The organism is Leptospira kanakyensis (assembly GCF_004769235.1).
GTDB classification, from domain to species: Bacteria; Spirochaetota; Leptospiria; order Leptospirales; family Leptospiraceae; genus Leptospira_A; species Leptospira_A kanakyensis.
This window is the reverse complement of record NZ_RQFG01000005.1, coordinates 1,073,082-1,085,842: the sequence shown is the minus strand read 5'-3', so window position 1 is coordinate 1,085,842 and position 12,761 is coordinate 1,073,082. Positions and strand designations below refer to the sequence as shown.

Genomic DNA, 12,761 nt, shown 5'->3' with positions numbered 1-12,761 from the left:
CTATGTGAAAGTTTTCTCGAAGATCTATATTAGCAATTGTTATGATAAAAAAAATATTCATTTTAGCTTTCTTAGTTTTGTTTGCCGTCTCCGCGTTATATAAGGCTTTTGATTTAGGACTCATTTGGTTTGTTTATCCTTCTGAAGAAAGGTATCCAATTAGGGGTATTGATGTTTCAAACCACCAAGGCAAAATAGATTGGGACTTAATTCCGAAAAAACAAATTTCCTTTGTTTATATCAAAGCGACAGAAGGAGGAGATTTTAAAGACAAATCGTTTCCTTATAATTGGAAAGAAGCTAAGAGAGTGGGATTTAAAGTGGGAGCCTACCATTTTTTTACATTATGTAAAACAGGTGCTGAACAAGCTGAGAATTTTATTCAATCAGTTCCTTTAGAAATAGATTCATTACCACCCGTTGTTGATTTAGAATTTGTTGGAAATTGTAAAGATAGGCCCAAAATTGAAAACGTTCAGAGTGAAATTTCTATTTTCTTAAATAAAGTGGATACTTACTATAAAACCAAAACCATTCTTTATTTAACGAATGAATTCATAGAAAAGTATCTTGGGGATCAGTTATTTAACCATCCTATATGGATTCGAAATATTTTTGTACATCCCAATACATTTACTTCGATTGATTGGATGATTTGGCAATACAAAAGTACTGCGAGAATTGACGGAATCAGCGGCCCCGTTGATTTAAATGTTTTAAATGGTAATCTTGAAAGTTTGATACAAATGAATCATTCAAACTAAAGGCTTCAAATGATTCGAAGCCTTTGGCGAGTAATAGTAATACTCTTTTCATAAATAGGAATTAGTTGGCACGATTAGAGTGATTAATCAACCGAACTGTTATCTGCTTTTTTAGTGAATAATTTTTTCAGAACACCTAGGGCTGCTACGGCACCAATGGCGATGACTTTCCAAAATTTAAGTAACAAAGCAAAAAATCCCGCTTTAGCCAAAACCTTTCCTGCGATCAGTCCACCAATTCCATAAGCTGCGAGTTTATCAATACCTGGTGAATAATCTGAGTATTTTTCTCCATCGTTAAACTCTGTGGATGCGATGATGGCTGGTATATCTTTTTGGACAAGGTTTAGTTTTTGGATATCAGAAATTGCATTCAATTCGAGAATCCCTTTTCTTCCAAGGATACGAATATTATAATTTAGCGTATTCACTTCGTCACCTTCGAATTTGATTTCTTTGGCCCAGTGGAGTTTTTTAGTATTTGCATCATAAAAAGGTTTATTAGCCCAACCTACCAATTCTAAAGTAGGGTAACCTTCTTTTTTGCGATCTTCATTTCCTTCGGAAATATCTTCCTTCATGGATTTTAAAAGATCATCGTAATTAATTTCATTGGCATCGGAATCGCTCACGTATCCGTCTTCTGAAAAGGCGTATGTAATCGCGTAAGTAAAATTGTCACTAATAGGGGACTGGTCTGCTTTAAAAAGCATTCCCAGAATTCCTTCATTTAGTGGGTTTCCCCATACATCATGCAAAACAAATTGACTTTGTTTTGCGTCCAGGAATTTAAAACCCTTGGGAACATTGACAGTAGCAAGTTTATCACCGATGGTGACCTTTCCCGTTTGGTATTTGAGATTGTTAATTTTTTTAAGAACATCATCTTCCGCAGATAATGGTGATAAAGAAATCAAAAGCCCGATCAGTAGTGTTTTTAGATTTTTCATGAAGTTTACTCCTTAGTTTGAGAATTTGTGATATTGGCAGAAATCGAATTGGAATACAATAACAACAGTCATTGTTAGATGGTGGTAATTTGATTACAATTTATTTTTATACACCACATAGGAAGATGTTAGTTTATCATGTATAGCTTGTTTTTTAGATCCTAATATTGTGATTAAAGATAGTATTCCCAAAGTGATTTTGGCAATATAACGAATGAAACTTTTGAATAAATTTAAATTTTTGGCATCTGTCGAAACTACCCTTAATCCTTTGATATAATGACCAGGTGTAGCACGAAAAAAACTTACACATAAAGGATCGTATAAAAAGAGAAAAACAAAGAAAACGTATTGGGCCATCCGGCCATCTACATTTAGGAATAAAATGATTTTTGCCGAAACAAAGATAATAAACAGGAAAAAAATCGCATCATAAATCATCGCTATGTATCTGTCGCTCATGGATGCTGCGGCCGAAATAAGATCGTTAGTTGGTGATTCTGGAGTGGTAGTCATTTCTGTGTCCTAAACTGGATGTTAGGGGGTTGAAAGTAAATATTAAAATTCAAATTTTTCCTTTGGTAACTGTAAATTCTCCAAAAGTTTCAACATTGATCCGTTTTGTGAGATGGAAAGGCCGGCCTAGAGCTTTGGTTTGTTTAATCCGCCACTTTCATTTTGCCACTTGTTATATTTAGGGATTCAAACTTTACCATTTTAAATGGTGTTTGTCCATCAATGGTACCATCCACTTCGGCAATGAGAACCGGACGTTTTGCAACACGAAGGTCGATCATCAAAATTCCTTCTACTTGGTAATCGTTTCCGGTGGCACCGTCATCGACAATGTAAGCAAAAGGAACAACTCCATCGCGTAGTTCTGGTGCAAATATTTCATCATCTCCATTGTCGATAATGTATTTATCCAAAACATTCTCTTCTTCAATATCACCAAACCGATCATAGAAATCGATTTTTTTGTTTTTGCTCATTTGAAACCAATCAAAAAGACGAATGTTCTTTTTCGCTTTTTGATTTCCTTCAAATGGAATGGTGACATTTGCCGACTTGCTAAAAAGTTTTTTATGTTCCCCGATGACTTGATTGAATATGGTTTCAAATTGATTCATAGATTGATTTTTGATATAGTAGTTATTTTCCGTTTACCACAGATGCAATGTTAACGCTATTTAGGATCAGGAACGAATGCATCAAGATGTCTTTCCATTCTTCCTCAGGAAATTTTGGATGATAGATAAGGTTGATGGTAACTCTATAAGTTTCATTGGTATCTTTCATAAAATAAAAGGCGTTTATTTTCGTTCCGAGCAATTCCCCAGGCCCCATTAGAATTTTTGTTTTTTCCGTTTTAAATGTAAGAAGTTCCACCCATTTGTTCACTTCGTACGGTGGGTTGCCAAAATCAGTAGCCCTTGATTCTTCCACTAAAGTTTCATACGATTTTAAAGATTCTGGTATGACAGATACCGCAATCAGTAACGAAAAACATTCTTTTTCTTGAATGCAGTCAGCTTTAAAGAAAGTGATGGGGAACTTATCTTTCATATGAAGTGAGTCCGATCGTTTTGCGATTTTGGGAACGGTAATGGACATGGCCTTTACTTTCTGAACTTCCGTGACGGAGAAATCAATTCCGCGAAAAATATCTGAAGTTTCTGATTCTGTAGCGAAAATAGCGAGGAAGGGGAGAGTGAGTAAGGCAAGGAGTAAAAGTTTGTTTTTCATTTTTTATAAGCTTCCGTTTTACTTTATTAACAGTCACCTAACAGATTAGTTTCATAGAAATATAAAATTTTAGAATTTATTTTTGAAATATAGTTTATTAGACTATAATACTCGATTAAACTCCAAGGGATGAAAATGCCTAACTTTGAGGATCCGAAATAGAAAAGATTTTTTGACCCATTTTGGCTCAAAATTCGAATTTAAAATTAGAGTATTTTTTACCAAATCTATATCGCAATCGGTGCAATTTATAAGAACTTGTTTGCCTCTAATTAAAAATGCTTCTGTTTTGTCTTTTGAAATGAATAGTTTCCTTTTGAATTTTACGGAGAAGGGTAGCATGCTGATAATGAGTTAGGTTTTGTGTGTAGGCTTGTCTTTCTATCTTGGTAGATTTTTAGATTAAAATCAAAAATTTGAACATAAACTATGGGAATGTTGTAAGAAAAAGTATAACTTATATATTTTCCTTACAAATCAATAATAAAAAATTCGATACATAATTCTAATACCTTGGAGTTGATTCATAGGCAAAAGAAAAATAGGAATAAAAATTATTGAGATATTTGTTAGGTATTAGTTTGGAACAGATTTGGATCTTCTTTTTCTGATATTTTGAGGAAAATATGAAAATGAAGTATCATATTTATTATCTGTCACTCATTGAAACTACTGCAATTAGTACATTGTTTATTGAAAGTGAGGTCTTAAAGTAAATTTAGAATTTGGAAATTGTTTGAAAAGAGTGTAGAAAGTTAAATTTTAAACAATTTATCATTTTCAGAGAGAGATAAAATTTCCATCGTTTGGATTTCTATATCTTTTGGAAGTTTGTCTCTTAGTACTGGGAGGACATATTGACAGTTTACTTCCTCTACTATCTCCGTCAGCAAATTCGTAATTTGATTAGAATGGACATTCTCAATTTGATCTTGTAAGACGAAATGTAAACATGGCAGATCAATTGAATCTGCAAATTTAATGTATGCTAAATCAAATGATGCCATTTGACTTTTTTTACTGCCCGTTCCGGGGTTACCTTCTACATTCGACATAGAAAATTTATAAACTCCTTCAGAATTATCTGCACTCAGAAGTGAATGAACGCCATCTAGACGACTTGAAATTTCTGAAAAAATAGAATTAAATTCTGCAATTCTTTTTTGAATTAATTCATCTTTTGAAGTAATTTCTCTATTTATCGCCTCAATCTTTGTATCAATTGTTTTGATATTCTGTATTGATAGTTCCCAGCTTCTTTTTTGTTCTTCTAAGACTCCTTTACGCTCGTAGAAAATATTTAGTTCATCAATAACTTTTTGAAAGTCTTCATAAGTGTTTGACTTAGAGATAATATCAGAAAGTCTTTTTTCCGTCTGTAAAAGTTCTTTTAGATTTTGTTGATTTTTTTTTAACTCTGATTCAATCGACGGTAATTCTTCTGTGATAAATTGAATTTTTTTCTCTACCATTCCATTGTGAAAAACAAGAACATCTGAAAAATTCTTTTGTAGATTAGGAATTAAAACTTTTGCTCGGGCATATAAATTCTTTATCTCTTCCAAATCGATATTTGCTTTATTGGATTCGAGATCTTTTTTACTTTCCTGAATTAATTCCTTTCTAATTTCTAGTCTTGAAATTCCACTTATTAACAAATTTATTTCTTTTCGAACTTTGTTTAACAAAACTAATTCATTTTCAAAATCTTCATTAACATCAAATTTTTTTTTTAATGCAATCAGTTCATCTATTCTCTTATTCGCAATGAGGAGTGCTTGATTAATTTGTGGTAAGTTACTATCTTTTTTTAACCGAGCTTGAATCTTTAATTCGAGATTCCTTTCTCGTATAAACTGATCTTTTGATAAATTTATGTCTATTCCAAACCAAAATAAATGTAAGGTTTCATAAGTAACATCAGTAATTACATTGGGAGCAAGAACTCGAATAGTATTTATTAGTTTATTTTTTTCATCTCTAATATTTTTTGATATTAATTGTCTAAGGGTTGGTAGTCTAGAATCAGTTCGAAAGATTAATTCTTTTAATTTAGTAGAAAATTCTGTATTCTTATAATCAATTCCATTTATCTTTTGAATTCTATCTTTAGCTTTTTTAAAATTTCGCTCAATTGTAAATGTTTTTGAGAAACTATCTCCTATATCTTCAATTAATGTTAGTTTTATTGAAACATTTTCTTGCTTTATAAAATTTTCTACTGCTATGTTATTTTTGTTAAATTCCGGGTCTTTGTAAATATTTTCTCCATTTCCATCGAGGCAAAAGTCGATTAATCTTAAGACAGTAGTTTTCCCAACGTTATTCCCTGAGCTTGTTTTTGAATTATTTTTTGTTTCGTCAATGATTAAGTTGATACCTTTTTTAAATTTAATCTCACGGATAATGGTAAATCCATTCTGTATGATTAAACTCTTTAAAAACATTTCTTTATATTTCCATTCTCAGTAAGTTCAATCGTTCCTAGTATATAAAGCCAGTTTAAGGTCAGAGCAAGCAGATTAGGAGAAATGACTATTTCTTCATTCACAATTTGCAAAATATCTAAAAAACTAAATTCATCCCCCTTCTTTCCGGAGACGGCTTGGATTACTTTTGCACCAAGAAAATACAAATCTCTCTCTGGATTTGTTTCTTTATTAATTAGCATTTTGAGTCGGTTCCTCTAAAATCTTGCAACGAATGAATGCATCTACCAAAATCAGTCTAAGGCCAAGAACAATATCTTCTTCAAAGAATTGAGAGTCTTCCATTTTCTTATAAAGTTCATCGTAAACTTGATCAAAAATTTTATCTGAATTAGCTTTTATAATCTTTATTGGGTCTTTAGAATCAAGAATAAAATCTCCTTTAATCTTTTCATAGACGAATTTTACCCTTTCCAGTAATCGTTGTTTTCTTATTGAACCTTCTTTTTCCAATTCTTCATATAAAGTATTTAATTTGCCCTGAAAAACTTTGTATTCATGAATAATCGAAGAGTTCTTTTTTAGCTCATTGAAACGGATTTTTTCTCCAGGATCCATAATGTTCAATACCTGAGTTTCTGGATATTTATCAATATTTACTTTTGAAAATGCACTGATCGTATTATTTAGCATAGATGGATTTGCCTTTAATCGCTGATTCAAAAAATTACTTTCGTGGTTCCTCTTCATTTCTTTTAATTTTTCAACCGTGTAAATATCGATATCATTAGTTTCTTCATGATGTTGGACACAAAGAAGAATTAAATTTTCATAATCTGCTCTATTTTCATCGGTCATATATGTATTGTATCTCTGACCTCCTTTATTGGCGGCCTCAATATGACAAATATTTGATTCTTTAGCATTTTTTTCATTAACCATACGTTTTGAACATCCTGGAAATGCACATTCATTTCCAGATAATGCAAATAGTCTTTTCAAAGTTTTATCAGAATAATCTCTTGGGCCTTGTCCCATATAATGCTCCTTTAATTATCGTGCAATAATTGGAATTTCATTTCTACATCATAATTTAGGTAATGTTCGACAAATTTGTTTTATGATATTTTATAATGTAATTATTTCATGGATCAATTTAAGCATGATCACTTCAAATTAATTAATTATTTTAATCTAACTTTGCACCTGTTGAGATTTACTTATTTTGCATTTCTGAATGTAAGCGTTCAATTTCACTATTAACTTTTGTCAGAATAATTTTTTGAAGTTCTACTGTTGTTTGTTCGCATATTGATAAACAGAGCTTTTGTTTATCAAGTTCTTTAAAAATACTTTCAGCGCCATAGTTGTCTTTTTTCGTTTTTTGTTTGTAAAACAAATTATAATTAAAGTCTGTCGAAAGGGTAAGTAAATTCTCTACGCCGATTTTAAAATGGTTGTTTTGTGAATTAATAACCATCTTGCAAATTGACAGATTGCCAAATGTTTCCTCTTGTTTATTGGTATCACTATCATAAAGAAGTATGATCTTAGTTGGAATTAGATTCATATTTGCTAAAAAGAATGTTCGTGCTTGATTTAATGCACTATCTCCAGTATTTTCTGCGTTGCCTTTTTCGTTAATACGTCCTATCCATTTAAACTCAATATTCTTTTCTTGATGATTGAAAATTTCAATACACTTTTGGAAATACTTTTCGTCTGTTTCTCCTTCGACAAAAATTAAAGTTTTGTCTTTATTTAGTATTGGAGAAATGTTAAAAGCTCTTTGAATTATCTTCTCGGGAGACCATGAGTAGAATTTTGGTTCAGGTGAAATAATTGTTTCAGAGTAGTTATTCTTTTGTAGAATGATCACTTTGTCAGCATTTCTATTCGAATTATGAATTATAAATGGCGAATGAGTAGCTATAAATAACTGTGAAGTTTGTTCTCCAGTATCATTTGTAAATAGCCTCTTAAAAAAACTGAGAATTTTTAACTGCCAATTTGGGTGTAGGCTTAATTCTGGCTCGTCTATCAAGATGATAGCACCTTTTGAACTTTTTTTATCTTTGAGTAAAAAACTCCCTCGAAATACTATTTGTTTTTCTCCAGAACTGAGATTATCAATATCCATTTCTTTCCCGGCTTCTTCAAATATGACCTTTTTATAATTATTTTCGTTTTTTATTCCTTTGAATTTTTTATTAGGAAACATAAATTCAAAAGCGGAAGTAAATCTTTTAATTCGAATGTCTATCTTGCCTAAATCAATCGGCATTCCATTATTTTTCCTTGCCCATTCTGTAAACTCTAATGCGTCTAGACTCTGAACATCAATTAGTAACTGTGTTATATCAGTTGCGAGGTTTAGCGTTGATTTTTCACTATTGAAATCATTACTATCAATATTCTTTGAAGTAACAGTTTGTATTGCTTTCGGAGAAAAGTTGATTTCAGCGTTAGAAAAAATCATTTTTAGGATTTTTTTAATATCTCGGTCATTAAATAACCATGAGTCTGGCTTTATTAAGGAATTATCGATCGTTTTACCAGTTATGGAAATTTGATTCCAGTTGCCAGTTATCGAATAATCAATGTTTATTGATAAAATATTATCTTTTAATGAATTAATAAATAAATGTTTATAATTTTCGTTTTTTTTTAAAATATCTATTTCATTGTCTGATAATTCAATTTCAAAGTTTCTTTTTTCATTTCTTGTAATTTGTTCAGGCTGTAGACTTGAAAATTTAAAAATTGAATTCAGTAAGTATGATTTGCCGACTCCATTTTCGCCGGCAATAATTATAGTATCTACTGTTTTATCCTGATTGTCAGTAAAGTCGAATAAAATAGAACCTAAAATATGATTATTTTCAAATTTGATTTTTCGAATTTTCATTTGATCTTAATATAGGATGTTTTTTATCCTATCCCCCACCGAATCACCGCTGCCGCTATCGCTGCACCCACTAACGGAATCACCACGGGGAGCCATGCATATTTCCAATTGGAATTTCCTTTGTTCGGAATCGGTAATAACCAATGGGCAATCCTTGGTCCTAAGTCACGAGCGGGGTTAATCGCATAACCAGTAGTCCCACCTAGCGAAAAACCAATGGCCCAAACGAGGAGTCCAACAAATCCAGTTCCTACAACACCGGTAGCACCACCGTTGAACGGAGAAAAGATGGCATGAATTCCTATGATGAGGATAAAAGTTCCGAGTCCTTCACTGATCACATTGGAGAGAGTATGATGGATGGCAGGGGATGTAGAGAAGACAGCTAGAATGGTTCCAGAATCTTTGGTTTCTTTCCAATGGGGAAGGTAGTGCAAATAAACGAGAGTGGCTCCGAGGACTGCACCTGCGATTTGGGCTAGGCTATACGGGAGAAAGATCGAAAAATCTCCGGTTTGGATGCAAACAGAGAGGGTAACCGCAGGATTTAGATGCGCTCCTGGGCTTCCTAAGGCCTTTGCCACCAAAACACCGAAACAGACCGCAAGGGCCCAAGCTGTGGTGATGGTGATCCATCCGCTGTCTTTTGCCTTTGACTTTTCTAATAAAACACCAGCAACCACACCGTCACCCAGTAGAATGAGAACAGCAGTTCCAAAAAATTCTCCAACCAGTTCCAAATTAAGCCCCCTTTGGCTTTTCGTAAGGACTTTATCTAAAGGGACATAGAACCAGCCGCAACCATTTTTGGACGAGCTTCCCTCCAATTTATTCTAGGATTTTCCGTTGAATCATAAATCGTGGGAAAATAGACCATGAAAGAAAGCGCACTTGAGTATCACGCTCGGTTTCCGAAAGGAAAAACCAAAGTAGTTCCGACAAAACCAACGGAGAACAGTTATGACCTGTCCTTGGCATACTCACCGGGTGTCGCTTACCCTTGCCTCGAAATTGAAAAAAAACCAGAACTCGTTTATGAATACACAAACCGAGGAAATTTAGTTGGGATCATTACCAACGGAACTGCTATTTTAGGTCTTGGTAATATTGGAGCCTCCGCTGGAAAACCAGTCATGGAAGGAAAGGCAGTTTTATTCAAAAAATTTGCCGGCATTGATGTGTTTGATATTGAAATCAATGAAACAGATCCTGAAAAATTCATTACAATTGTAAAAGCCCTCGAACCGACGTTTGGTGGTATCAATTTGGAAGACATCCGTGCCCCGGAATGTTTTCATATCGAAAAAACTTTAGATGAAAGTATGAAAATTCCTGTGTTTCATGATGACCAACATGGAACGGCTATCATCTCTACTGCAGCACTACTCAATTCACTAGAACTTACCGGTAAAAAAGCTGGTAACTTAAAAGTTGTGATCAATGGAGCGGGAGCTGCTGCCATTTCGATTGCTGAGATGTTAACACATATCGGCGTCAAACATGAATCCATTTATATGTTGGATTCACGTGGTGTCATCAATCACAAACGAACAAACTTACATGAAACCAAGTTACCTTTTGTTCGTAACACCGATGCAGAAACTCTAGAAGATATTTTTCCAGGAACCGATGTGTTCATTGGAGTGTCTGTTGCCAATGTGGTAACAGAAGCTATGGTAAAAACGATGGCTGACAAACCAATTATGTTTGCTCTTGCCAATCCCGATCCAGAAATTCCTTATCCCGATGCCAAACATGCAAGACCAGACCTCATCATGGCAACCGGTCGCAGTGATTATCCTAACCAAGTAAACAATGTACTGGGATTTCCATTTATCTTTCGCGGTGCACTCGATGTTCGTGCAAAAGTTGTGAATATGGAAATGAAGTTAGCTGCGGCTTATGCGTTAAGCGAACTCACAAAACTTCCTGTTCCTATCGAAGTTTCTGAAGCTTACAACGAAAAAGAAATTCGATTTGGTGCTGACTATATCATTCCAAAACCTTTGGACTCAAGAGTTCTTTATCATGTGGCTCCGGCAGTGGCAGAAGCTGCTGTCAAAACCGGAGTCAACCAAGTAGAGTATCCTGGTCGCGAGGCTTATGTAAAGTTTTTGGAATCCATCATGGCCCAACAACTTGAACCAATCAGCGCTTTAGAAATCTAAACCAATCTAAATCCAACAAGCCGTTCATTTGTATGAGGGACTGTTGTATTTAGATTAAAATCTTTTTAGTTTTGGTTTTAATTTGATTTCGCTAAATTCACTTTCGTTTTAACTTTCAAATGATTTCATTCAGTTAGATTGAATTCTATTTGCAACCCAGCTATCAACCGCTAGTTGGCCACCACCGGCAATCATCAAAATCACTGCCATTCCAATGGCTAAGATATGGTATTCAAATCCTTCGCCCGCTTGTTGGTTGAACCAATTCATAAAAAAGCCGTTTTTTCTCACATAAATGGCGGCTCCAATCATGGTAATCGCAATCCCAAACGAGGACAATCTTGTGAAAAATCCAAAGATAAGGCCCAGGGCCCCAAAAGATTCTGCCACAATGACTAAAAATCCAATGGCATAAGGTATCCCTTCCGATTTAAAAAATTCCAAAGTAGCGGAAAATCCATAACCTCCGAACCATCCACATAACTTCTGTAATCCATGTGGTAGGATGACTAAACCTAAAACCAATCGCAGTAAGGTAAAAAACCAACTTGATTCTGTATAGAATAACTTTTCTAACATTTTGATTTCCTTTTGTAAGTGTTGGTTGTATCTTACGGAAAAACGATAGGTTGGTAAATGGAGAGAATTGGATTTTTATGGTAGTTTTCGTTTCAGTTGTCTAAAAGTTTCGGGTGAGCTGTCCGTATGATTTTTAAAAAATTTACTGAAATAGGAATTATCAACAAAACCTAAAGTCAAAGCAATTTGATTGATATTCAAATCAGAATGAAGTAATAGTCGTTTGATTTCCAAAACCAATCTCTCTTGGATGATTGCCTTTGCCGATTTCCCATATAGTTTTTGGCAGAGTTGGTTTAAATTTCCTGAGGAAGTTCCAATTTGTTTTGCATAATAAGAAGTTGTTTTTTGGTCTTTAAAATGATTTTCCAATAACCGAAAAAAATCCCATAACTTAGAATCGATTGAGATTTTGTCTGCAAAGGATGTATTAAATTCTTTCAGCGATTGTTGTAAAACCAACTGAATCAAAAGATAAGTCATAGAAGAATTGGATTTTGAATTTTTTTCACCGAGTAATCTTTCAAAATCGTTTTTGAATTGTTCTGTACCTTCGACTGTTAGTTTAGAATTTTCATTTCCCAATTGGAAAAAAGGATAATTTTGAAAACTGGTGACTTGGCCCCCATGTTCGGAGAGGTAGTCCGGATAAATTTTTAAAGCAAAACCTTTTACTGGTTTGGAAAAAGTCCAAGAATGCACTTGGCCTGGTCTTAAGAAAAAAAGACTGTTTTCTGTAATCGTATGGGAATGGAAGTCGATGGAATGAGTTCCTTCTCCTTCCATAAAATAGAATAATGCATAATAAGAATGTCTATGAGAACTATCAAAGGTTTGGAATCCATTGGGCAATTCTTCCAAACGACCGACATAAAAACTGGAATTTTGATTTTCACCATGAACATCAGTTAAATGAACCATGGGAATGTTTTTGATTTCGGTTTGTTTCTTAGGTGGTGAATTTAGAGTTTTCATTTCGAAAGTTAAATTAAAGTAACCATCTACCCACCAAAATCCAGAGGATTCGAATCTTAAAAGATGCGGATAGCGGCATTTTCCCTTTAGGGGCAATTCTCTAGTGTTGAATCGTCAATGGGGGTTACGAAAAAAAAATCCAAAAATTTACAAATTAGGATAAAAAAGTTCTTGAAGGATTTTGTGCAACGCACATAACTGTGTTGTGCGTTGCACAATTAGGTGAAAACCAGGAGCTAAAT

Annotated in this window: 13 protein-coding genes; 2 read left to right on the top strand and 11 right to left on the bottom strand. The window is 33.7% G+C overall.

Annotated features, from left to right (window positions below; genetic code table 11):
- The first annotated feature begins 41 nt into the window (after window positions 1–41).
- Window positions 42–764: a glycoside hydrolase family 25 protein gene (locus tag EHQ16_RS05745; RefSeq protein WP_135634792.1), complete on the top strand. Its 723-nt coding sequence runs from the start codon at window positions 42–44 to the stop codon at window positions 762–764.
- 83 nt (window positions 765–847) lie between these two features.
- On the opposite strand, the gene EHQ16_RS05740 is transcribed toward EHQ16_RS05745, so the two are convergent.
- The 9 genes from EHQ16_RS05740 to EHQ16_RS05700 form a co-directional block, all read right to left on the bottom strand.
- Complete coding sequence (locus EHQ16_RS05740) at window positions 848–1,714, bottom strand: DUF2167 domain-containing protein (protein ID WP_135634794.1); 867 nt, start codon at window positions 1,712–1,714, stop codon at window positions 848–850.
- 93 nt (window positions 1,715–1,807) lie between these two features.
- On the bottom strand, window positions 1,808–2,230 hold the full coding sequence (locus EHQ16_RS05735; protein ID WP_135634796.1) for an RDD family protein: 423 nt from the start codon (window positions 2,228–2,230) through the stop codon (window positions 1,808–1,810).
- Between the two features lie 143 nt (window positions 2,231–2,373).
- Window positions 2,374–2,844, bottom strand: a complete 471-nt coding sequence (locus tag EHQ16_RS05730; RefSeq protein WP_135634798.1) for a hypothetical protein — start codon at window positions 2,842–2,844, stop codon at window positions 2,374–2,376.
- Between the two features lie 22 nt (window positions 2,845–2,866).
- Window positions 2,867–3,460, bottom strand: coding sequence for a hypothetical protein (locus EHQ16_RS05725; RefSeq protein ID WP_135634800.1), 594 nt, complete (start codon window positions 3,458–3,460; stop codon window positions 2,867–2,869).
- 755 nt (window positions 3,461–4,215) lie between these two features.
- Window positions 4,216–5,907, bottom strand: a complete 1,692-nt coding sequence (locus EHQ16_RS05720) for a DUF2326 domain-containing protein (protein WP_135634802.1) — start codon at window positions 5,905–5,907, stop codon at window positions 4,216–4,218.
- Window positions 5,898–6,131 (bottom strand): ABC-three component system middle component 6, encoded by a 234-nt coding sequence (locus EHQ16_RS05715; RefSeq protein ID WP_135634804.1) that lies wholly within the window; start codon window positions 6,129–6,131, stop codon window positions 5,898–5,900. The genes EHQ16_RS05720 and EHQ16_RS05715 overlap by 10 nt, the downstream gene beginning before the upstream one ends.
- On the bottom strand, window positions 6,121–6,927 hold the full coding sequence (locus EHQ16_RS05710) for an ABC-three component system protein (protein ID WP_135634806.1): 807 nt from the start codon (window positions 6,925–6,927) through the stop codon (window positions 6,121–6,123). The genes EHQ16_RS05715 and EHQ16_RS05710 overlap by 11 nt, the downstream gene beginning before the upstream one ends.
- Before the next feature lie 178 nt (window positions 6,928–7,105).
- Window positions 7,106–8,797, bottom strand: a complete 1,692-nt coding sequence (locus EHQ16_RS05705; RefSeq protein WP_135638837.1) for an AAA family ATPase — start codon at window positions 8,795–8,797, stop codon at window positions 7,106–7,108.
- Between the two features lie 23 nt (window positions 8,798–8,820).
- Entirely contained in the window at window positions 8,821–9,537 is a 717-nt protein-coding gene (locus EHQ16_RS05700; RefSeq protein WP_135634810.1) for an MIP/aquaporin family protein, read from the bottom strand.
- 135 nt (window positions 9,538–9,672) lie between these two features.
- Between EHQ16_RS05700 and EHQ16_RS05695 the strand changes: the two genes are divergently transcribed.
- Window positions 9,673–10,965, top strand: a complete 1,293-nt coding sequence (locus tag EHQ16_RS05695; RefSeq protein ID WP_135634812.1) for a malic enzyme-like NAD(P)-binding protein — start codon at window positions 9,673–9,675, stop codon at window positions 10,963–10,965.
- 129 nt (window positions 10,966–11,094) lie between these two features.
- Here EHQ16_RS05695 and EHQ16_RS05690 read toward each other — a convergent pair whose 3' ends face one another.
- Both EHQ16_RS05690 and EHQ16_RS05685 read right to left on the bottom strand, forming a co-directional pair.
- Complete coding sequence (locus EHQ16_RS05690; protein WP_135634814.1) at window positions 11,095–11,544, bottom strand: DoxX family protein; 450 nt, start codon at window positions 11,542–11,544, stop codon at window positions 11,095–11,097.
- A 75-nt stretch (window positions 11,545–11,619) separates the two neighbouring features.
- Complete coding sequence (locus tag EHQ16_RS05685; protein ID WP_135634816.1) at window positions 11,620–12,519, bottom strand: AraC family transcriptional regulator; 900 nt, start codon at window positions 12,517–12,519, stop codon at window positions 11,620–11,622.
- Window positions 12,520–12,761 lie beyond the last annotated feature (242 nt).

Bases quoted from the DNA above. Each gene is read 5' to 3' on its own strand.
- EHQ16_RS05740 (WP_135634794.1), bottom strand. From the start codon at position 1,714: ATGAAAAATCTAAAAACACTACTGATCGGGCTTTTGATTTCTTTATCA.
- EHQ16_RS05730 (WP_135634798.1), bottom strand. From the start codon at position 2,844: ATGAATCAATTTGAAACCATATTCAATCAAGTCATCGGGGAACATAAA.
- EHQ16_RS05715 (WP_135634804.1), bottom strand. From the start codon at position 6,131: ATGCTAATTAATAAAGAAACAAATCCAGAGAGAGATTTGTATTTTCTT.
- EHQ16_RS05735 (WP_135634796.1), bottom strand. From the start codon at position 2,230: ATGACTACCACTCCAGAATCACCAACTAACGATCTTATTTCGGCCGCA.
- EHQ16_RS05705 (WP_135638837.1), bottom strand. From the start codon at position 8,797: ATGAAAATTCGAAAAATCAAATTTGAAAATAATCATATTTTAGGTTCT.
- EHQ16_RS05725 (WP_135634800.1), bottom strand. From the start codon at position 3,460: ATGAAAAACAAACTTTTACTCCTTGCCTTACTCACTCTCCCCTTCCTC.
- EHQ16_RS05710 (WP_135634806.1), bottom strand. From the start codon at position 6,927: ATGGGACAAGGCCCAAGAGATTATTCTGATAAAACTTTGAAAAGACTA.
- EHQ16_RS05745 (WP_135634792.1), top strand. From the start codon at position 42: ATGATAAAAAAAATATTCATTTTAGCTTTCTTAGTTTTGTTTGCCGTC.
- EHQ16_RS05695 (WP_135634812.1), top strand. From the start codon at position 9,673: ATGAAAGAAAGCGCACTTGAGTATCACGCTCGGTTTCCGAAAGGAAAA.
- EHQ16_RS05690 (WP_135634814.1), bottom strand. From the start codon at position 11,544: ATGTTAGAAAAGTTATTCTATACAGAATCAAGTTGGTTTTTTACCTTA.
- EHQ16_RS05720 (WP_135634802.1), bottom strand. From the start codon at position 5,907: ATGTTTTTAAAGAGTTTAATCATACAGAATGGATTTACCATTATCCGT.
- EHQ16_RS05685 (WP_135634816.1), bottom strand. From the start codon at position 12,519: ATGAAAACTCTAAATTCACCACCTAAGAAACAAACCGAAATCAAAAAC.